The sequence below is a fragment of the Duganella sp. CF402 genome, assembly GCF_900109645.1.
GTDB lineage: Bacteria > Pseudomonadota > Gammaproteobacteria > Burkholderiales > Burkholderiaceae_D > Rugamonas.
Window position 1 is genome coordinate 3,418,757 of record NZ_FOBG01000001.1, and the last position, 18,199, is coordinate 3,436,955.

Here is an 18,199-nt window from a genome sequence, read left to right on the forward strand (position 1 = left end):
AATGGCGGCCAAATCTTCAACTGACCGATCACCATGCTAGATAACCTGACTCAACGCCTTGCCAAGGTCGTCAAGACCATGCGCGGCGAGGCCCGCCTGACCGAAGCCAACACCGCCGAGATGCTGCGCGAAGTGCGCATGGCGCTGCTCGAGGCCGACGTCGCCCTGCCGGCGGTGCGCGAATTCATCGCCCGCGTCAAAGAAAAGGCCCTGGGCGAGGAAGTGATTTCCTCGCTGTCGCCGGGCCAGGCGCTGGTCGGCGTGGTGCAGCGCGAGCTGGCCTCCCTGATGGGCGCCGACCTCGGCCCGGAAGCGGCCCAGCTCAGCTTTGCCCAGCAGCCGCCCGCCATCATCCTGATGGCCGGTCTGCAAGGTGTGGGTAAAACCACCACCGTCGGCAAGCTGGCCAAGTATTTAAAAGAAGAAAAGAAAAAGAAAGTGCTGACGGTGTCGGCCGACGTCTACCGTCCGGCCGCGATCGCCCAGCTGCAATCGGTGACCGCGCAGGTCGGCGCCGACTTCTTCCCGTCCACTGCACAGGACAAACCGGTCGACATCGCGCTGGGCGCGCTGGACTGGGCCAAGAAGCACTACCACGACGTGCTGATCATCGACACCGCCGGCCGTCTCGGTATCGATGAGCAGATGATGCAGGAAATCGCCGCCGTGCACGGCGCGGTCAAGCCGATCGAAACCCTGTTCGTGGTCGACGCCATGCTGGGCCAGGATGCGATCAACACCGCCAAGGCCTTCAACGACGCGCTGCCGCTGACCGGCATCGTGCTGACCAAGCTGGACGGCGATTCGCGCGGCGGCGCGGCGCTGTCGGTACGCCACATTACCGGCAAGCCGATCAAGTTTGCCGGCGTCTCGGAAAAGCTGGACGGCCTGGAAGCCTTCGACCCGGCGCGCATGGCCAACCGGGTGCTGGGCATGGGCGACATCCTGGCGCTGGTGGAAGAAGCCCGTAAGGGCGTGGACGCCAAGGCGGCCGCCGAGCTGGCGGCCAAGGTCAAGTCGGGCGCCAAGTTCGACATGAACGACTTCAAGGCGCAGCTGAGCCAGATGAAGAACATGGGCGGCATGGCCAGCCTGGTCGACAAGCTGCCGGCGCAGTTCCAGCAGGCGGCCGGCAACGCCAACATGGACCAGGCCGACAAGCAGGTGCGGCGCATGGTCGGCATCATCGACTCCATGACCAAGGCCGAACGCGCCAAGCCGGAGCTGATCAAGGCCACCCGCAAGCGCCGCATCGCGGCCGGCGCCGGCGTGCAGGTGCAGGAAGTAAACCGCATGCTGAACCAGTTCGAGCAGATGCAAACCATGATGAAGAAGCTGTCCGGCGGCGGCATGATGAAGATGATGCGCGCCATGAAGGGCATGATGCCGGGCATGCGCTAGGGGCGAAAACCACGTAAACCGGGGCTACGCCCCGTGTTTACGTAGTGTTTCCGGGAAAAAACGCAAAAAACAGTTGCGCATAGGTTAAATCCCCACCAATATTAGCCGGTGCGATCAATTGCGCAATTTTCCATGTGTTCGTTAAGGAGGCTCGAATATGGCAACAGCCAAAAAAGCAGCACCAGCTAAGAAACCGGCAGCGAAGCCTGCCGCGAAGAAAGCAGCACCAGCAGCAAAAGCAGCAGCCAAACCAGCCGCAGTGAAAAAAGCACCCGCAGCACGCAAGCCTAACGCCGCTTTCATGAAAGCGATGACGCCGTCCGCCTCGCTGGCCGCGATCGTCGGCGCAGCAGCCCTGCCGCGCACCGAAGTGACCAAAAAAGTGTGGGACTACATCAAGAAGCACGACCTGCAAGATCCAGCCAACCGTCGCAACATCAACGCCGACGACAAACTGAAAGCCGTGTTCGGCGGCAAAGCCCAAGTCTCCATGTTCGAAATGACCAAGCTGATTTCGGACCACCTGAAATAATCAGGCACAAAAAAACCGGGAACTTCCCGGTTTTTTTATTTCCAGTTATTCCACGCCTTCAGCACCGCATTCGGATACTCGGGCTTGCCCCGGCTGCCGTTGTAGCGGCCCAGCGCCAGGTACAGATTCCCCGCTTCCATATCGAGATACATGCGCAGGATGGCGCAGCCGTAGCGCAGATTGGTCTGCATGTCGAACAGCGCCCGGCGGTTGCGGTCGCCGATCACATTGGTCCAGAACGGCATCACCTGCATGTAGCCGCGCGCGCCGACGATCGAGACGGCGTATTTGCGGTAGGCCGACTCCACCTGGATCAAGCCCAGCACCATGCCCGGATCGAGCCCGGCGCGGCGCGCTTCATACCATACGGTGGCGAGGAATTCGTTGCGGGTCTGGTCGTCCGGCAGCTTGCGCTTGAGCCGGTAGGACATGGTCTCCAGCCAGTTCTGGTAGCGCGCCTGGTCGGACGGATTGCGGAAGGTCGGCGTCGGCGGCGTGGCGTCCTTGATGGCGTTCGACAGCGCCAGCCGCACCGAGTCGGCCAGCGCTTCTTCCTTCTGGTTGCCGGCCAGCGCCAGCGGCGCTGCTGCCAACAGCAGCGCCACGGCCAGCCAGCGCGACAGCGCGTTCATCACTGCGCCATTTTGCCTTTGATGAAGCCGAGGATGTCGGCCACCGGCACGGCGGTCGCCTCGGTGTCGCGGCGGCCCTGGTATTCCAGGTTGCCTTCCTTCAGGCCGCGGTCGCCGATCACCACGCGGTGCGGCACGCCGATCAGCTCCCAGTCGGCAAACATCTGGCCCGGACGGTGGCCACGGTCGTCGATGATGACGTCGATGCCGGCCGCCACCGCGTCGGCGTACAGCTTCTCGGCCGCTTCCTTGACCGCTACGCTGCGGTCCATGCCCATCGGGCACAGCACCAGCTCGAACGGCGCCAGCGCGGCCGGCCAGATGATGCCCTTGTCGTCGTAGTTCTGCTCGATCGCCGCGCCCAGGATGCGGGTGATGCCGATGCCGTAGCAGCCCATCTGCAGCGGCGCCGGTTTGCCGTTCTCGTCCAGGAAAGTGGCTTTCATGGCTTCCGAGTAGGCGGTGCCCAGCTGGAACACGTGGCCCACTTCGATGCCGCGCTCGATCGCCAGCACGCCCTTGCCGTCCGGCGAAGCGTCGCCTTCGACCACGTTGCGCAGGTCGGCCACCAGGGTCGGCTCGGCGCAGTCGCGGCCCCAGTTGGCGCCGGTGTAGTGGTAGCCGGCGTCGTTGGCGCCGCAGACGAAATCGGCCATGTTGGCCACGGTGCGGTCGGCCACCACGGTGACCGGGGCCTTGGTGCCGATCGGGCCCAGGTAGCCCGGCACGCAGCCGTACACTTCGAGGATCTCCGCCTCGGTCGAGAAGCGGTGCGCGGCCAGGCCCGGCACCTTGCCGACCTTGACTTCGTTCAGCTCGTGGTCGCCGCGCAGCAGCAGCATGAAGTACTGCTTGCTGACCTTGCCGTCGGCTTCCTGCTCGACGGTCAGGGCGATGGTCTTGACGGTGTTTGCCAGCGGCAGCTTGAGCAGCTCGGCCACGGCTTCGCACTTGGTGGCGTTCGGCGTGGCGGTCTTGGTCAGCGCCTGCGACGCGGCCGGACGGCTGGCGTTGATTGGCAGCGCTTCGGCCGCTTCCATATTGGCCGCGTAGTCCGAGCTCGGGCAGTACACCAGCGCGTCTTCGCCGGTGGAGGCGATCACGTGGAATTCGTGCGAACCGGTGCCGCCGATGGCGCCGTTATCGGCTGCTACCGCACGGAACTTCAGGCCGAAGCGGTTGAAAATGCGCACATAGGCGTCATACATGATCTTGTACGAGGCTTGCATGCCGGCCAGGTCGCGGTCGAACGAGTAGGCATCCTTCATGGTGAACTCGCGGCCGCGCATCAGGCCGAAGCGTGGACGGCGCTCGTCCCGGAATTTGGTCTGGATGTGGTAAAAATTCAACGGAAGTTGACGGTACGATTTAATTTCCGAACGGACAACATCGGTGATCACTTCCTCGGCGGTCGGCTGGAACGCGAATTCGCGGCCGTGGCGGTCTTTCACGCGCAGCAGTTCGGCGCCCATCTTGTCCCAGCGGCCGGTCTCCTGCCACAGCTCGGCCGGCTGGATCAGGGGCATCAGGAGCTCGATGGCGCTCGATTGGTTCATCTCTTCGCGCACGATGGCTTCCACCTTGCGGATGATTTTCAGGCCCATCGGCATGTAGGTGTAAATGCCGGAACCCAGGCGTTTGATCATGCCGGCGCGCATCATTAACTGATGGCTGACGATCTCGGCATCGGAAGGAGCTTCTTTAAGCGTGGAAATAAAAAAACGTGACGCGCGCATACGGTGAATTCTTTTTAAAAAGAGAGGGTTATAATCAACCTAATTTTAAAGGATTAGCTGGCTGATGCGTCCATACTTTATACAAATGCGTTCAATAATCGGCCCTGCCACCGCTTTCCTACCCGGAAATGCCCGGTGGGCGGCCTTTTTGTGGACAAAAATATAAGAGGGCTCACAGTCGCAGAAAGTTTGAGGTGCAATATGCTCGATCGGGAAGGGTTCCGCCCCAACGTCGGCATCATCCTGCTGAACGCCCATAACGAGGTGTGGTGGGGCAAGCGGGTGCGCGAGCACTCATGGCAGTTTCCGCAAGGCGGCATCAAATATGGAGAAACGCCGGAACAGGCGATGTACCGGGAGCTGGAAGAGGAGATCGGTCTGCGGGCCGAGCACGTCAAGATTGTCGGTCGCACCCGCGACTGGCTGCGCTATGAGGTGCCGGACCATTTCATCAAGCGGGAAATCCGCGGCCACTACCGTGGCCAGAAGCAGATCTGGTTCCTGTTGCGCATGTGCGCCCGGGACAACGACGTCAACCTGCGGTTGACCGACCATCCGGAATTTGACGCCTGGCGCTGGCATGACTACTGGGTGCCGCTCGATGTCGTGATTGAATTCAAGCGCGAGGTCTATCAGCGCGCCTTGCAGGAGCTGTCACGCTTCCTGACCTGGCCGCCGAATGGGCACGACCGCCGGCAACACGGTTCGCGCTATCTGCGCCAGCCGCATGCGCCGCGCACGGCCAATGGCAGTGCGCCAGCGGCGCCGGCCGCCGTGCCGGCCTGCGCGGCGGAGGAAGAGAAGAAGTAAAGCAAAACGGGACAGCGTGCTGTCCCGTTTTTTTTTCGCTTACAGAATCTGGCACGCCTCGTCGAACGCCAGGCGCGGCGCGCGCGGGCGGATCTTGGCCGGGTCGCCGTAGCCGATGTTGCAGATGAAGTTGGACTTGATGGCGGTGCCGGCAAAGAAGGCCGCGTCGACCTTGGCGTTGTCGAAGCCCGACATCGGGCCGACGTCCAGGCCCAGCGCGCGCGCCGCCAGGATCAGGTAGCCGCCCTGCAGCGAGGAATTGCGGAAGGCGGTCGACTGGATCGCCGCGTCGTTGCCGGCAAACCACGAGCGCGCATCGACCGCTGGCGACAGCTGCGGCAGCTTCTCGTAGAACTCCAGGTCCATGCCGACGATCACCGTGACCGGCGCGGCCAGCGTCTTGGCCAGGTTGCCTTCCGACAGCGCCGGCGCCAGCTTGGCCTTGGCCTCGGCCGAACGCACGAACACCAGCCGCGCCGGCGAACCGTTGGCGGCGGTCGGCGCCCAGCGCAGCGCGTCGTACAGCTGCTGCAGCTGTGCATCGGTGACGGCGCGGTCTTGCCAGCCGTTGTGGGTGTGGGCGTTGTAGAACAGGGTATCGAGGGCGGATTGGTTCAGCATGGTCTGCTCGTCAAGTTGGTGAAGGTGGCATCATAACAGCCCGCACACCATGCCCGCCTCCGGCAAGAGGTACAATGGCGCCATGTTTAATCCCTCTTCCGACGATGTGCGCCGCTTTTTCTGCGAGACCTTCCGCAAGCAGCGCGCCAATGAAATCCTGACGCCGCTCGAGACGATGGCGTCCGACTGGATCCGCCACCATCCCGAGTACCACGACGTCCTGAGCGACGTCGAGACCGCGCTCACCCGCGACTACCAGGTCGAGGGCGCGCAGGCCAATCCGTTTTTGCACCTGTCGATGCACCTGTCGATCGACGAGCAAATCTCGATCGACCAGCCGCCCGGCATCCGGGGACTGGCGACCGAACTCACGCTCAAGCTCGACGACGCGCACGCGGCGCAGCATGAAATCATGGAATGCCTGGGCGAGATGATCTGGAACGCCCAGCGCACCGGCACCCAGCCCGACGGCCTCGCCTACATCGAAGCAATCAAGCGCCGCCTCTAGAAGTCGTGCCGGCGAAGGCCGGCATCCAAGGTCAGGCCGCGCAAGATTGGGTTCCGGCCTGCGCCGGAACGACGCGGTTAGCGGTGGGTGGCCAGGCTGGTGGGCAGGCTGTGCAGGTAGGCCGCGACGTCCTTGATGTCCTGGTTGCTCAGCGGCTTGACCTGGCCGGTCATGATGGCGTTGTTGCGGCCGTTGGCGCCGTCGCCGCGCTTGTAGGCGGTCAGCGCGTGCTCAAGATAATCCCGGTGCTGGCCGGCCAGCTTCGGATAGCTGGGGTCGATCGGGGTGTTGAAGTCCTTGCCGTGGCAGCTGAAGCACGCGTATTTCTCGGTCAGCGCCTTGCCCGCGTCGACGTTGCCGCCCGCCTGCGCGGCGCCGGCCATCAGGGCGATGCCCACTACAGCGATCAGTTTTTTCATGTACTCAGTCCTCATTTCGGGTCGGCGCTACGGGTCTGCTGCGAGTAGAACGCCGCCACGTCGGCGATGTCCTGGTCCGACAGGCTGGCCGCGATGCCCTTCATGGACGGATGCTTGCGGTCCCCTTTTTTGTAGGCCTGCAACGCACTCTCGATGTATTTGGCCGACTGGCCGCCGATCATCGGCACTTGGTACACTTCAGGGAAGGTGGCTTTGTAGCCGGGAATGCCGTGGCAGCCGATACACATTTCTATCTTGGCCTTGGCGTTCTGGGCATTGCCCACAACTTCCGCAGCAACGGCGACGTGAGTCAAGCCTGCGAGCACGAGGAGTGCGGTGAGTTTTTTCATGGTGTCTCTAAGTAAGTAATCGGATACTGCTGTATATCGGATACTTCTACCACGGTGTCACTATATTGACTTTTGTACTATTTGTGCAGGGATTCTAACCCAAGTACTTTCCAGAAACAACAAAGCCGCCACCGGGCGCCACCGCCAAGTCGAGCACCGGCTCTAGCGTTTCCCCCTATACTGTTTTATCTTTTTCATTCTGGACCACGCACATGCAAGCACGTTTTGAAGGCTCCGACCAGTACGTCGCCACGGCCGACCTGAAACTGGCCGTCAACGCCGCCCTCACCCTGCAACGCCCGCTGCTGATCAAGGGCGAACCCGGCACCGGCAAGACCATGCTGGCCGAGGAAGTGGCCGCCGCGCTCAATATGCCGCTGATGCAGTGGCACGTCAAATCGACCACCAAGGCCCAGCAGGGCCTGTACGAGTACGACGCCGTGTCGCGCCTGCGCGACTCCCAGCTCGGCGACGAGCGCGTGCGCGATATCCACAACTACATCGTCAAGGGCGTGCTGTGGCAGGCCTTCACCGCGCCGGAGCCGGTGGTGCTCTTGATCGACGAGATCGACAAGGCCGACATCGAGTTCCCCAACGACCTGCTGCGCGAGCTCGATCGCATGGAGTTCTACGTCTACGAGACGCGCGAGATGGTGCAGGCCAAGCACCGCCCGCTGGTGATCATCACCTCCAACAACGAGAAGGAACTGCCGGACGCCTTCCTGCGCCGCTGCTTCTTCCACTACATCAAATTCCCCGACCGCGACACGATGGAGCAGATCGTCCAGGTGCACTACCCGCACCTGAAGCAGGAATTGCTGGCGCAGGCGCTGCAAACCTTCTATGAACTGCGCGAGGTGCAGGGCCTGAAGAAGAAGCCGTCGACCTCGGAGTTCCTCGACTGGCTCAAGCTGCTGATGGCCGAGGACATCCCGCCGGAAGCGCTGCGCAGCCAGGACCAGAAGGCCATCGTGCCGCCGCTGCACGGCGCACTGCTCAAGAACGAGCAGGATGTCCACCTGTTCGAGCGCCTGGTGTTCATGTCGCGGACCAACCGATGAATACCGTCCTGCCTGCCACGCTGGAACTGCACGGCGTGCGCCTGGAGCCGCTGGGCGCGCACCACGCCGACGGCTTGCGCGCGGCCGCCGGCGACGGCGAATTGTGGAACTTGCGCATCACCTCGGTGCCGGCGCCGGACGAGGTGGACGCCTACATCCACAAGGCCAGCCAGCAGCGCCCTACCCGGCTGGCGTTTGCCGTGATCGACACCGCCAGCGGCACCTTGATCGGCACCACCAGCTACCACGACATCGTGCCCGACATCGGCCGGCTCGAAATCGGCTACACCTGGTACGCCAAACGCTGGCAGCGCACCCACGTCAACACCACCTGCAAGCTGCTGCTGATGACGCACGCGTTCGAGACGCTGGGCGCGGCGCTGGTCGGCCTGCGCACCGATAATTTCAACCACGCCTCGCAGGCCGCGATCGAGCGGCTCGGCGCCAGGAAGGACGGCGTGCTGCGCCATCACGCGCTGCGCCGCGACGGCACCGTGCGCGACACCGTCATGTACAGCATCGCCGCCGGCGAGTGGGCCGAGATCAAGGCGCACCTGCGCTACAAGCTGGCGCAGCACGGGATGGAATGACATGCTGATCGATTTTTTCTTCACGCTCAAGGACGCCAAAGTCCCGGTCAGCATCAAGGAATTCCTGACGCTGCTGGAAGCCATGCAAAAACAAGTCATCAGCGGTTCGCTCGACGACTTTTACTACCTCGCGCGCCTGACGCTGGTGAAGGACGAAGCCCACTTCGACAAGTTCGACCGCGCCTTCGGCCTGTATTTCAAGGGCATCGCCGCCCGCTTCGACGACAACGGCAGCGTGCCGCTGGACTGGCTGGTGCAGCGCATGAAGCGCGAGCTCACGCCCGAGCAGATCGAGGCGCTGGAAAAATTCGGCTACGACAAGCTGATGGACCGCCTCAAGGAGCTGCTCAAGGAGCAGAAGGAACGCCACGAGGGCGGCAACAAGTGGATCGGCACCGGCGGCACTTCGCCGTTCGGCCACGGCGGCACCAACCCGGAAGGCATCCGCATCGGCGGCAAGGGCGGCAACCGCTCGGCCGTCAAAGTGTGGGAGGCGCGCAGCTACAAGGACTACGACGGCGAGCGCGAAATCGGCACGCGCAATATCAAGGTGGCGCTGCGGCGCCTGCGCAAGTTCGCGCGCCAGGGCGCGGCCGAGGAACTGGCGCTGGACGACACCATCCGCGCCACCGCCAGCAACGCCGGCTACCTCGATATCAAGATGCAGCCCGAGCGCAAGAACAATATCAAGGTGCTGATGCTGTTCGACGTCGGCGGCACGATGGACGACCATATCGAACGCACCGAGGAATTGTTCTCGGCCTCGAAGTCGGAGTTCAAGAACATGGAGTTCTTCTACTTCCACAACTGCGTCTACGATTATGTGTGGAAGAACAACCGGCGCCGCCATTCGGAGCGCTTCCCGACCTGGGATATCCTGCGCAAGTACCCGCCCGATACCAAGCTGATTTTCGTCGGCGACGCCACCATGAGCCCCTACGAGATTTTGCAGCCGGGCGGCTCGGTCGAGTACAACAACGAGGAGGCGGGCAGCGCCTGGCTGGCACGCTTCACGGCCGCCTTCCCCAAGTTCATCTGGCTCAATCCGGAGCCGGAGAATATCTGGCAGTACCGCCAGTCGATCGGCATCATGCGCCAGTTGATGAACAACCGCATGTTCCCGCTGACGATGGACGGCCTCGAACGCGCCATGCGCACGCTCAGCAAGTAGTCAAGGCAGCTGCAGGCGGTAGCCGACGGCCGTTTCCGTTAGCAGATACCGTGGCTGGGTCGGGTCGGCTTCCAGCTTGTGGCGCAGGTGGCCCATGTAGATGCGCAGGTAGTGGCCGTTCTCGGCCTGCGACGGCCCCCACACGGCGCGCAGCAGCTGCGGGTTGGTCATCACCCGGTTGGCATTGCCGGCCAGCACCGCCAGCAGCCGGTATTCGGTCGGCGTCAGGTGCACATGCTCGCCGTTGCGCGTGACGCGGCGCTGCTGCAAGTCCAGCGTCACTTCGCCGAAGCGGATCAGGCCATCGCTGGCGGCGGCCGGCTGGCGCTGGCGGCGCAAGGTGGCGCGCACCCGCGCCAGCAGTTCGCCGGTGCCGAATGGCTTGGTCAGGTAGTCGTCGGCGCCGGCGTCGAGCGCGCGGATTTTCTCGGCTTCGCTGACGCGCGCCGACAGCACGATCACCGGCACCGTCGACCATTTGCGCAAGTCGGCGACGAAGTCGACGCCGTCGCCGTCCGGCAGCCCGAGGTCGAGCACGATCAGGTCGGGCTGGCGCGTGCCGGCGTCGATCAGGCCGCGCTGCAGGCCGGCCGCCTCGTGCACCTGCCAGCCCTCCTGCTCCAGCGCGGCGCGCACGAAGCGGCGGATTTGCGGTTCGTCTTCGACCAGCAAGGCGGTCGGCGCGCTGTCAGTCATCTTGATCACTCATATGCTTCCTCGTCCGGCATGGCCGGCGGTGTGCCCAACGGCAGGGTAAAGGTGAAGGCGGCGCCGCCGGCGGCTTCGTTGGCGACTTCGTTGGCGGCGCTGATGCTGCCGCCGTGCGCTTCGACGATGGCGCGGCAGATCGCCAGCCCCAGTCCCACGCCCGGCTTGGCCGATTCGCGCTCGCCGCGCGTGAATTTTTCAAACAGCAGCTCGGCGCGGCCCGGCGGCAAGCCCGGACCGTCGTCGGCCACCGTCACTTGCAGCCAGGCGCCGTGCAGCGCGGCGCGGATGGCGATGCGCGCGCCGGGCGGCGTGTACTTGGCGGCGTTTTCCAGCAGGTTGGCCAGCACCCGCTCGATCAGCACCGCATCGTAGCGCACCAGCGGCAGGTCCGGCGCCAGCGCGGTGCTGACGCGGTGCGCCGTCAACTGGGCGGCGCTGGCGCGCAAAGCACTCCCCACCACCTCTTCCAGCGGCTGCCATTCCAGATGGAGTTTGACTTCGCCGCTCTGCAGGCGCGCCATGTCCAGCAGGTTGGCCACCCTTGTACTCATGCGCAGCGCTTCGGCGTGCAGCGCCTGCGCCGTCTCCTGCTGCGCCGCGCTCAGCGCCGGCGTCGAACCGGCCAGCCCTTCGGACAGGCCGACCAGCGAGGTCAGTGGCGTGCGCAGGTCGTGCGACAAGGCGGCCAGCAGCGAGTTGCGCAAGCGCTCGGACTCCATGCTGACCAGCGCCTGCTGCGCCACTTCGATGTAGTGCACGCGTTCCAGCGCGATGGCGGCCAGCGCGGCGAAGGTGTCCAGCTGCTGGCGCTGTTCCGGGATCAAGAGCCAGCGCCGCTGCCGCGGCTCGATCGCCAGCACGCCGCGCGTGCGCATCGGCGCCACCAGCGGCAGGTAGAAGATGCGGCTGGCCGGCAAGGTGCCGGTGCCCAGCCCGGCCGGCTCGGCGCGGTCGTAGGCCCATTGGGCGATGCCGGTGTCGAGCACCGACAGCGGCGCGCTGGTGGCCAGCTCGGCGGCCGTCAGCGGCGGCGCTTGCAGGCGGCCGTCGGCGTCCGGCAGCAGCAGCGTGGCGCGCGCGCGGAAGGCGCGCTGCAGCACGCTGCGGGTGCTGTCGAAGATTTGTTCGGTCTGCAGCACGCCGGACAGCTCGCGGGCGAATTCGTACAACGCGCGCGCACGCCGTTCGCGCTGCGCGGCGACGCGGGCCTGGAAGCGCAGGCCGGCCGTCAGGTGGCCGGTGATCAGGCCCACGGCCAGCATCACCACGAAGGTGATCAGGTACTGGAAGTCGCTGATGGCCAGCGTAAAGCGCGGCGGCACGAAGAAGAAGTCGAAGCAGGCCACGCTGCAGCAGGTCGCCAGCACCGACGGCCCGCGCCCGAAGCGCACCGCCACCAGCACCACCACCAGCAGGAACAGCATGGCGATGTTGGCCAGGTCGAGGTAGGCCAGCAAGGGCGTGGCCGCCAGCGCGGTGGCCACGCTGGCGGCCGCCGCCGCGAGGTAGCCCACCGCCCGCCGCCGGCCCGGCGCCGCAACGCCGCCCTCGCCGCCCTCGCCGCCGATACCGGCCGCACTGGCCGCGTCGGCATCGTGGTCGGCGGCGGAGGCGCCGCCCCAGCCGCCCGGCCAGGCGCCGCGCGCAGCGCCGTCGGCCTCGCTCCCCCCTGCCGCGCGGGCGCCGGGCGCCGGGTTGCGCGGCACGCCGATTTCGATCAGGTCGAGGTCCGGCGCGTAGCGCGCCAGCCGCTTGATGTGCGGCGCGCGCCACGGCTGCGGCCACGCGCTGCGGTGCGCGCGCCCCAGCACCAGCTTGGACAGGTTATGACCGCGCGCATACTCCAGCACTGTGGCGGCGATATCCTGCCCCGCCAGCACGGCGGTGGCCGCGCCGAGCTCCTCGGCCAGCTTCAGGTTTTTCAGAATTTGCTCGCGCTGCGCGGCCGGCAGCCGTTGCAAGGCCGGCGTCTCGACGTACACCGCGTGCCAGCCGGTGCCCAGCTGGCTGGCCAGGCGCGCCGTGCTGCGCACCGTGTGCTCGCCGTCGGCGCGCGGGCCGACGCAGGCCAGCAGCGCCGCCCCGGTCTTCCAGATCTCGGCGATCGACTGTTCGACCCGATACGCCCGCACATCGCCCTCGATGCGGTCGGCGGTGCGCCGCAGCGCCAGCTCGCGCAGCGCGATCAGGTTGCCCTTGCGGAAGAAGTTCCTGGCGGCGCGCGCGGCCTGCGCCGCCTGGTACACCTTGCCGCCCTGCAGGCGCGCCAGCAGTTCGTCGGCCGGCAGGTCGACCAGCACCACTTCGTCGGCCTGGTCGAACACGGTGTCGGGCACCGTCTCGGCCACGCGGATGCCGGTGATGCCGCCCACCACGTCGTTCAGGCTTTCCAGGTGCTGCACGTTGACGGTGGTGAGCACGTCGATACCGGCCTCCAGCAGTTCCTCGATATCCTGCCAGCGCTTCGGATGGCGCGAGCCGGGCGCGTTGGAGTGCGCCAGTTCGTCCATCAGGATCAGGGGCGGCTGCAGGGCCAGCGCGGCGTCGAGGTCGAATTCGGCCAGCTGCTTGCCGCGATAGGCCACCGCGCGCGGCGCCAGCTGCGGCAGGCCGGCCAGCATGGCGGCGGTGTCGGCGCGGCCGTGGGTTTCGACCACGCCGACCAGCACCGGCTGGCCGCTGTCGTGCAGCTGGCGCGCGGCGGCCAGCATGGCGCAGGTCTTGCCGACGCCGGCCGAGGCGCCGAAGTAGATGCGCAGCTTGCCGCGCGCGGCCTTGCGCTCCTGCGCCTGCACCTGCGCCAGCAGGGCGTCGGGGTCAGGTCGCGCGGGATCGGGTCGGACGGAGTCGGAGGGGAACATGGCCATGCCGCGATTTTACGCTCAGCCGCGCGAACGCGCTCGCGCCAGCGCCAGGTTCAGCGCCAGCACGTTGACGCGCGCCTCGCCGAAGAAGCCCAGGTACTGCGGCCGCGTCTCGCGCGCGATCAGCGCCAGCACCTGCTCGACGCCGATATGGCGCGCGGCGGCCACGCGGCCGGCCTGGTAGCGCGCCGCCGCCACGCTGATCTCGGGATCGAGGCCGCTGGCCGAGGCGGTCACCAGGTCGACCGGGATGGCGGCGCTGTTGGACGGATCGGCCGCACGCAGCGCCTCGATGCGGCCTTTGACGGCGTCCAGCAAGGCCGGGTTGGTCGGGCCCTGGTTGGCGCCGCCGGAACCGGCCGCGTTGTTGGGCATCGGCGTGGTGGCCGATGGCCGGCCCCAGAAGTACTGCGGCGAGGTGAAGGCCTGGCCGATCAGCGACGAGCCGACCGCCTTGCCGTCCACCTCGACGATGCTGCCGGCCGCCTGTTGCGGGAAGGCGGCCGCGCCGATGCCGGTCACGGCCAGCGGGTACAGCACGCCGCACACCAGGGTCAGTGCGGCAAACACGGTGAGGGCGGGACGAAGTTGCGATGCCATGACGGCCTCCTTATACAAGATTGAATGCGGCCAGCAGCAGGTCGATGGCCTTGATGCCGATGAATGGCAGGACGATGCCGCCCACGCCGTACAACAGCAGGTTGCGGCGCAGCAGGGCCACCGCACCGATCGCGCGGTAGCGCACGCCTTTCAGCGCCAGCGGGATCAGCACCATGATGATCAGCGCGTTGAAGATCACCGCCGACATGATGGCCGACGCCGGGCTGGCCAGGTGCATGATGTCGAGCGCCTTCAGCTGCGGGTAGGTGCCGACAAACGCCGCCGGGATGATGGCGAAGTATTTGGCGATGTCGTTCGAGATCGAGAAGGTGGTCAGCGAGCCGCGCGTCATCAGCATCTGCTTGCCGATTTCGACGATCTCCAGCAGCTTGGTCGGATTCGAATCCAGGTCGACCATGTTGCCGGCCTCCTTGGCCGCCTGCGTGCCCGAGTTCATCGCCACCGCGACGTCGGCCTGCGCCAGCGCCGGGGCGTCGTTGGTGCCGTCGCCGGTCATCGCGACCAGCCGGCCCTCGGACTGGTAGCTGCGGATCAGTTTCAGCTTGTCTTCCGGCGTGGCTTCGGCCAGGAAGTCGTCCACGCCCGCTTCGGCGGCAATCGCGGCGGCGGTCAGCTGATTATCGCCGGTGATCATCACGGTCTTGATGCCCATCCGGCGCAGTTCGGCGAAGCGCTCCTTGATGCCGCCCTTGACGATGTCCTTCAGCTCGACCACGCCCATCACCCGGCCGCCGTCGACCACCACCAGCGGCGTGCTGCCGCGGCGCGCGATGTCGTCCACCGCGCGCGCCACCTCGGCCGGATACGGCTGGCCCAGCGACGCCACATACTTGCGCACGGTGTCGGCCGCGCCCTTGCGGATCGCACGTTCTGCGATATCGACGCCGCTCATGCGCGTCTGCGCGGTGAACGGCACGAACACCGCGTTCAGCGCCGCCATCTCGCGCTCGCGGAGGTTGAACTTCTGCTTGGCCAGCACCACGATGCTGCGCCCCTCCGGCGTGTCGTCGGCCAGCGAGGCCAGTTGCGCCACGTCGGCCAGCTGCTGCTCGGACACGCCCGGCGCCGGCACGAAGGCGGCGGCCTGGCGGTTGCCCAGGGTGATGGTGCCGGTTTTATCGAGCAGCAGCACGTCGACGTCGCCGGCCGCCTCCACCGCGCGGCCCGAGGTGGCGATCACATTGGCTTGCATCATGCGGCTCATGCCGGCCACGCCGATCGCCGACAGCAGGCCGCCGATGGTGGTCGGGATCAGGCACACCAAGAGCGCGATCAGCACCGTGATGGTCACCGGCGCGCCGCTGCCGGCGGCGGCCACCGAAAACAGCGAGAACGGCAGCAGGGTCACGGTCACCACCAGAAACACGATGGTCAACGCCACCAGCAGGATGGTCAGGGCGATTTCGTTGGGCGTCTTCTGGCGCTTGGCGCCTTCCACCATCGAGATCATGCGGTCGAGGAAGGTCTCGCCCGGATTGGCGGAGACGCGCACCACCAGCCAGTCCGACAGCACGCGCGTACCGCCGGTGACGGACGAAAAATCGCCGCCCGACTCGCGGATCACCGGCGCCGATTCGCCGGTGATGGCGCTTTCGTCGACCGAGGCCACGCCTTCGATCACTTCGCCGTCGACCGGGATCACGTCGCCCGCTTCGACCAGCACATAGTGGCCCTTGCGCAGTTCCAGCGCCGGCGCCGGCAGCCAGGTGGTGCCATGCTTGGGCGTGGCCAGCTTCTTGGCCGTCACGCTTTGCTTCAGGCTGCGCAGCGACGCCGCCTGCGCCTTGCTGCGGCCCTCGGCCAGCGCTTCGGCGAAGTTGGCAAACAACACCGTGAACCACAGCCACACGGCGGTGGCGGCGATGAAGCCGAACGGCGCCTCGCCCTGCCCGCCCAGCGCCTGCGCCGCCAGCAGGGTGGTGAGGATGCTGCCGATGTAGACCACGAACATCACCGGGCTGCGCAACTGGGTGCGCGGATGCAGCTTGCGGAAGGCGTCGGCGATGGCCGGCAGCACCAGCGTCGACTCGAACATGCGCAGCTTCCTGGCCGGCGGATTGGTAAACAATGTACTCGCTTGTGACATGGTGACTCCTTATTGGGCAAACAACTGCAGGTGTTCGACGACCGGCCCGAGCGCCAGCGCCGGCACGTAATTGAGCACGCCGACCAGCGCCACCACGCCGCACAGCAGGCCGATGAACATGGCGCCGTGGGTCGGCATGGTGCCGGCGTTGGCGGCCAGGCGCTGCTTGCCGGCCAGCGCGCCGGCGATCGCCAGGATCGGCACGATCATGGCGAAGCGGCCGAACCACATGGCCACCGCCAGCATGCTGTTGTAGAACGGCGTGTTGGCCGACAGCCCGGCAAACGCGCTGCCGTTGTTGTTGGCGGCCGAGCTGAAGGCGTACAGGATTTCCGAGAAGCCGTGCGCGCCCGGATTGGCGATGCCGGCCGTGCCGGCCGCGCACAGCACGGCAATCGCGGTGCCGGCCAGCACCAGCGTCGGCGTCACCAGGATGGCGATCGCGGTCATCTTCATTTCATAGGCCTGGATTTTCTTGCCCAGGTATTCCGGCGTGCGGCCTATCATCAGGCCGGCGATGAACACCGCCATGATGGCGAAGACCAGCATGCCGTACAGGCCGGAGCCGACGCCGCCGAAGATCACTTCGCCGAACTGGATCAGCAGCATCGGCACCAGCCCGCCGACCGGCATGAAGGAGTCGTGCATGGCGTTGACCGCGCCGCACGAGGCGGCGGTGGTGACGGCCGCGAACAGCGCCGAGGCGCTGATGCCGAAGCGCGTCTCCTTGCCTTCCATGTTGCCGCCGGCCTGCAGCGCGCTGGCCGTCTGGTCGACGTTGAGCGCCTGCAGGCCCGGATGCGCGGCCTGCTCGGCGCCCAGCACGGCCAGCGTGCACGCCACGAACAGGATGGTCATCGCGCCCAGCACCGCCCAGCCCTGGCGCTGGTCGCCGACCATGCGGCCGAAGGCGAAGCACAGGCCGGCCGGGATCAGGAAGATCGCCAGCATCTGGGCGAAGTTGGTCAGCGCGGTCGGGTTTTCATACGGGTGCGCCGAGTTGGCGTTGAAGAAGCCGCCGCCATTGGTGCCCAGCATCTTGATCGCTTCCTGCGAGGCCACCGGGCCCATTGCGATGGTTTGCGTGGCGGCGACTGCGGTTTCGGTGGGCGACACGTTGTAGCTGACGGGATCGAGCAGTTGCACTTCTTTGTAGGCCGAGAAGTTCTGGATCACGCCCTGCCCCATCAGGAACACCGCGAACAACAGCGACAGCGGCAACAGCACGTACAAGGTGCAGCGCGTGATGTCGACCCAGAAATTGCCGATCGATTTGGCCGAGCGCGAGGCAAAGCCGCGGATCAGCGCATAGGCCACCGCCATGCCGGTGGCGGCCGAGAAGAAGTTCTGCGCCGCCAGCACCAGCATCTGGGTCAGGTAGCTCATGGTCTGCTCGCCGCTGTAGCCCTGCCAGTTGGTGTTGGCGACAAAGCTGACGGCGGTGTCGAACGCCGAATCCGGGCTGACATTGCCCAGCGCTTGTGGGTTGAGCGGCAGCCAGACCTGCACCCGCTGCAGGCCGTAGGTGACCAGCGCGCCGATCACGCTGAACAGCAGCAGCGACACGGCGTACGACTTCCAGCCTTGTCCCTGCTTGGGATCGACGCCGGCGGCGCGGTAGATCAGGTGTTCGATGCGCGCCATCCAGCGCAGGCCCGGCACGGCGGCGGCACCGGCGTCGCCAACACGCGCCAGCAGGATGCCGAGCGGCCAGGCCATTGCCAGCAGCACGGCCAGGAAGACGATCAACAGCACGATAGATTGCGTGGTCATGTTACAGGTCCTCCGCTTTCAGCAGGGCCGCCACCAGATACACCAGCAGGCAGGCCGACGCGATCGCGCCGATCACATAGAACGTGTTCATGGCTGGCCTCCCGGCGCGCTCAACTTGTCGCAGCCGGCGGCCATCGCCACCGTCAGCAGGAAAAACAGCGCCGTAGCGCCGATAAATACAAAGTCCATCACACCCTCACAGGTCTCGTTTTGATACCGGGAAGGTTAGCCAAAGCGGTCTAAAGATGGTGTAAAGACTTGGCGCCGGGGTGTAAACAAAGCGTAAAAATTTACGGCTTGTTTACGGGCGGCG

19 protein-coding genes are annotated in these 18,199 nt (G+C 65.9%); 7 read left to right on the top strand and 12 right to left on the bottom strand.

The window, feature by feature from the left end:
* Positions 1–33: 33 nt before the first annotated feature.
* Together ffh and BMZ70_RS15350 are read left to right on the top strand one after the other, a co-directional pair.
* The gene (ffh, locus tag BMZ70_RS15345) at positions 34–1,401 is read left to right on the top strand and encodes a signal recognition particle protein (RefSeq protein ID WP_092275914.1); all 1,368 of its coding nucleotides are present in this window, start codon (positions 34–36) and stop codon (positions 1,399–1,401) included.
* 157 nt (positions 1,402–1,558) lie between these two features.
* Positions 1,559–1,933: an SWIB/MDM2 domain-containing protein gene (locus BMZ70_RS15350; RefSeq protein ID WP_092275917.1), complete on the top strand. Its 375-nt coding sequence runs from the start codon at positions 1,559–1,561 to the stop codon at positions 1,931–1,933.
* A 35-nt stretch (positions 1,934–1,968) separates the two neighbouring features.
* Here the strand turns inward: BMZ70_RS15350 and BMZ70_RS15355 are convergent, their stop codons facing one another.
* Positions 1,969–2,565 (bottom strand): lytic transglycosylase domain-containing protein, encoded by a 597-nt coding sequence (locus BMZ70_RS15355; RefSeq protein WP_092275920.1) that lies wholly within the window; start codon positions 2,563–2,565, stop codon positions 1,969–1,971.
* Complete coding sequence (locus BMZ70_RS15360; RefSeq protein WP_092275923.1) at positions 2,565–4,301, bottom strand: proline--tRNA ligase; 1,737 nt, start codon at positions 4,299–4,301, stop codon at positions 2,565–2,567. The genes BMZ70_RS15355 and BMZ70_RS15360 overlap by 1 nt, the downstream gene beginning before the upstream one ends.
* Before the next feature lie 201 nt (positions 4,302–4,502).
* Here BMZ70_RS15360 and BMZ70_RS15365 point away from each other — a divergent pair, with 201 nt between their 5' ends.
* Positions 4,503–5,111, top strand: coding sequence for an RNA pyrophosphohydrolase (locus BMZ70_RS15365; protein ID WP_092275926.1), 609 nt, complete (start codon positions 4,503–4,505; stop codon positions 5,109–5,111).
* Between the two features lie 39 nt (positions 5,112–5,150).
* Here the strand turns inward: BMZ70_RS15365 and BMZ70_RS15370 are convergent, their stop codons facing one another.
* Positions 5,151–5,732 carry a malonic semialdehyde reductase gene (locus BMZ70_RS15370; RefSeq protein ID WP_092275930.1) on the bottom strand — a complete coding sequence of 194 codons (582 nt, stop codon included), beginning with the start codon at positions 5,730–5,732 and terminating at the stop codon, positions 5,151–5,153.
* A gap of 82 nt (positions 5,733–5,814) precedes the next feature.
* On the opposite strand from BMZ70_RS15370, the gene BMZ70_RS15375 reads away from it, so the two are divergent.
* The gene (locus BMZ70_RS15375; RefSeq protein WP_092275933.1) at positions 5,815–6,240 is read left to right on the top strand and encodes a DUF1841 family protein; all 426 of its coding nucleotides are present in this window, start codon (positions 5,815–5,817) and stop codon (positions 6,238–6,240) included.
* 77 nt (positions 6,241–6,317) lie between these two features.
* Here BMZ70_RS15375 and BMZ70_RS15380 read toward each other — a convergent pair whose 3' ends face one another.
* Both BMZ70_RS15380 and BMZ70_RS15385 read right to left on the bottom strand, forming a co-directional pair.
* Complete coding sequence (locus tag BMZ70_RS15380) at positions 6,318–6,659, bottom strand: c-type cytochrome (protein ID WP_092275936.1); 342 nt, start codon at positions 6,657–6,659, stop codon at positions 6,318–6,320.
* An 11-nt stretch (positions 6,660–6,670) separates the two neighbouring features.
* Positions 6,671–7,009, bottom strand: a complete 339-nt coding sequence (locus BMZ70_RS15385; protein WP_092275939.1) for a c-type cytochrome — start codon at positions 7,007–7,009, stop codon at positions 6,671–6,673.
* 212 nt (positions 7,010–7,221) lie between these two features.
* On the opposite strand from BMZ70_RS15385, the gene BMZ70_RS15390 reads away from it, so the two are divergent.
* The 3 genes from BMZ70_RS15390 to BMZ70_RS15400 are packed head-to-tail and all read left to right on the top strand — an operon-like array spanning position 7,222 to position 9,831.
* Positions 7,222–8,070 (top strand): AAA family ATPase, encoded by an 849-nt coding sequence (locus BMZ70_RS15390; RefSeq protein WP_092275942.1) that lies wholly within the window; start codon positions 7,222–7,224, stop codon positions 8,068–8,070.
* Complete coding sequence (locus BMZ70_RS15395) at positions 8,067–8,660, top strand: GNAT family N-acetyltransferase (RefSeq protein WP_092275945.1); 594 nt, start codon at positions 8,067–8,069, stop codon at positions 8,658–8,660. Before BMZ70_RS15390 ends, BMZ70_RS15395 begins: the two co-directional genes overlap by 4 nt.
* A 1-nt stretch (position 8,661) precedes the next feature.
* Positions 8,662–9,831 (top strand): vWA domain-containing protein, encoded by a 1,170-nt coding sequence (locus BMZ70_RS15400; RefSeq protein WP_092275948.1) that lies wholly within the window; start codon positions 8,662–8,664, stop codon positions 9,829–9,831.
* On the opposite strand, the gene kdpE is transcribed toward BMZ70_RS15400, so the two are convergent.
* Genes kdpE through BMZ70_RS28585 form a run of 7 tightly spaced genes read right to left on the bottom strand, consistent with a single transcriptional unit; the run spans position 9,832 to position 18,075 of the window.
* The gene (gene kdpE / locus BMZ70_RS15405) at positions 9,832–10,527 is read right to left on the bottom strand and encodes a two-component system response regulator KdpE (protein WP_092277882.1); all 696 of its coding nucleotides are present in this window, start codon (positions 10,525–10,527) and stop codon (positions 9,832–9,834) included.
* Positions 10,528–10,532: 5 nt separating this feature from the next.
* Positions 10,533–13,403, bottom strand: coding sequence for a DUF4118 domain-containing protein (locus BMZ70_RS15410; RefSeq protein WP_092277884.1), 2,871 nt, complete (start codon positions 13,401–13,403; stop codon positions 10,533–10,535).
* Between the two features lie 21 nt (positions 13,404–13,424).
* Entirely contained in the window at positions 13,425–14,006 is a 582-nt protein-coding gene (gene kdpC / locus BMZ70_RS15415; protein WP_092275951.1) for a potassium-transporting ATPase subunit KdpC, read from the bottom strand.
* 10 nt (positions 14,007–14,016) lie between these two features.
* Positions 14,017–16,113 (bottom strand): potassium-transporting ATPase subunit KdpB, encoded by a 2,097-nt coding sequence (kdpB, locus tag BMZ70_RS15420; protein ID WP_092275954.1) that lies wholly within the window; start codon positions 16,111–16,113, stop codon positions 14,017–14,019.
* A 9-nt stretch (positions 16,114–16,122) separates the two neighbouring features.
* Positions 16,123–17,886, bottom strand: a complete 1,764-nt coding sequence (gene kdpA / locus BMZ70_RS15425) for a potassium-transporting ATPase subunit KdpA (protein WP_092275957.1) — start codon at positions 17,884–17,886, stop codon at positions 16,123–16,125.
* Position 17,887: 1 nt separating this feature from the next.
* Positions 17,888–17,977 carry a potassium-transporting ATPase subunit F gene (locus tag BMZ70_RS15430; protein WP_092275960.1) on the bottom strand — a complete coding sequence of 30 codons (90 nt, stop codon included), beginning with the start codon at positions 17,975–17,977 and terminating at the stop codon, positions 17,888–17,890.
* Positions 17,974–18,075 carry a potassium ABC transporter ATPase gene (locus BMZ70_RS28585; RefSeq protein WP_207231502.1) on the bottom strand — a complete coding sequence of 34 codons (102 nt, stop codon included), beginning with the start codon at positions 18,073–18,075 and terminating at the stop codon, positions 17,974–17,976. Before BMZ70_RS28585 ends, BMZ70_RS15430 begins: the two co-directional genes overlap by 4 nt.
* Positions 18,076–18,199 lie beyond the last annotated feature (124 nt).

What these genes read in the sequence shown, in the direction of transcription:
- BMZ70_RS15385 (WP_092275939.1), bottom strand. Translation starts at nt 7,009, where the DNA reads ATGAAAAAACTCACCGCACTCCTCGTGCTCGCAGGCTTGACTCACGTC.
- BMZ70_RS15360 (WP_092275923.1), bottom strand. Translation starts at nt 4,301, where the DNA reads ATGCGCGCGTCACGTTTTTTTATTTCCACGCTTAAAGAAGCTCCTTCC.
- kdpC (WP_092275951.1), bottom strand. Translation starts at nt 14,006, where the DNA reads ATGGCATCGCAACTTCGTCCCGCCCTCACCGTGTTTGCCGCACTGACC.
- BMZ70_RS15390 (WP_092275942.1), top strand. Translation starts at nt 7,222, where the DNA reads ATGCAAGCACGTTTTGAAGGCTCCGACCAGTACGTCGCCACGGCCGAC.
- kdpE (WP_092277882.1), bottom strand. Translation starts at nt 10,527, where the DNA reads ATGACTGACAGCGCGCCGACCGCCTTGCTGGTCGAAGACGAACCGCAA.
- BMZ70_RS15365 (WP_092275926.1), top strand. Translation starts at nt 4,503, where the DNA reads ATGCTCGATCGGGAAGGGTTCCGCCCCAACGTCGGCATCATCCTGCTG.
- BMZ70_RS15355 (WP_092275920.1), bottom strand. Translation starts at nt 2,565, where the DNA reads ATGAACGCGCTGTCGCGCTGGCTGGCCGTGGCGCTGCTGTTGGCAGCA.
- BMZ70_RS15395 (WP_092275945.1), top strand. Translation starts at nt 8,067, where the DNA reads ATGAATACCGTCCTGCCTGCCACGCTGGAACTGCACGGCGTGCGCCTG.
- kdpA (WP_092275957.1), bottom strand. Translation starts at nt 17,886, where the DNA reads ATGACCACGCAATCTATCGTGCTGTTGATCGTCTTCCTGGCCGTGCTG.
- kdpB (WP_092275954.1), bottom strand. Translation starts at nt 16,113, where the DNA reads ATGTCACAAGCGAGTACATTGTTTACCAATCCGCCGGCCAGGAAGCTG.
- BMZ70_RS15375 (WP_092275933.1), top strand. Translation starts at nt 5,815, where the DNA reads ATGTTTAATCCCTCTTCCGACGATGTGCGCCGCTTTTTCTGCGAGACC.
- BMZ70_RS15400 (WP_092275948.1), top strand. Translation starts at nt 8,662, where the DNA reads ATGCTGATCGATTTTTTCTTCACGCTCAAGGACGCCAAAGTCCCGGTC.
- ffh (WP_092275914.1), top strand. Translation starts at nt 34, where the DNA reads ATGCTAGATAACCTGACTCAACGCCTTGCCAAGGTCGTCAAGACCATG.
- BMZ70_RS15380 (WP_092275936.1), bottom strand. Translation starts at nt 6,659, where the DNA reads ATGAAAAAACTGATCGCTGTAGTGGGCATCGCCCTGATGGCCGGCGCC.
- BMZ70_RS28585 (WP_207231502.1), bottom strand. Translation starts at nt 18,075, where the DNA reads ATGGACTTTGTATTTATCGGCGCTACGGCGCTGTTTTTCCTGCTGACG.
- BMZ70_RS15410 (WP_092277884.1), bottom strand. Translation starts at nt 13,403, where the DNA reads ATGTTCCCCTCCGACTCCGTCCGACCCGATCCCGCGCGACCTGACCCC.
- BMZ70_RS15350 (WP_092275917.1), top strand. Translation starts at nt 1,559, where the DNA reads ATGGCAACAGCCAAAAAAGCAGCACCAGCTAAGAAACCGGCAGCGAAG.
- BMZ70_RS15430 (WP_092275960.1), bottom strand. Translation starts at nt 17,977, where the DNA reads ATGAACACGTTCTATGTGATCGGCGCGATCGCGTCGGCCTGCCTGCTG.
- BMZ70_RS15370 (WP_092275930.1), bottom strand. Translation starts at nt 5,732, where the DNA reads ATGCTGAACCAATCCGCCCTCGATACCCTGTTCTACAACGCCCACACC.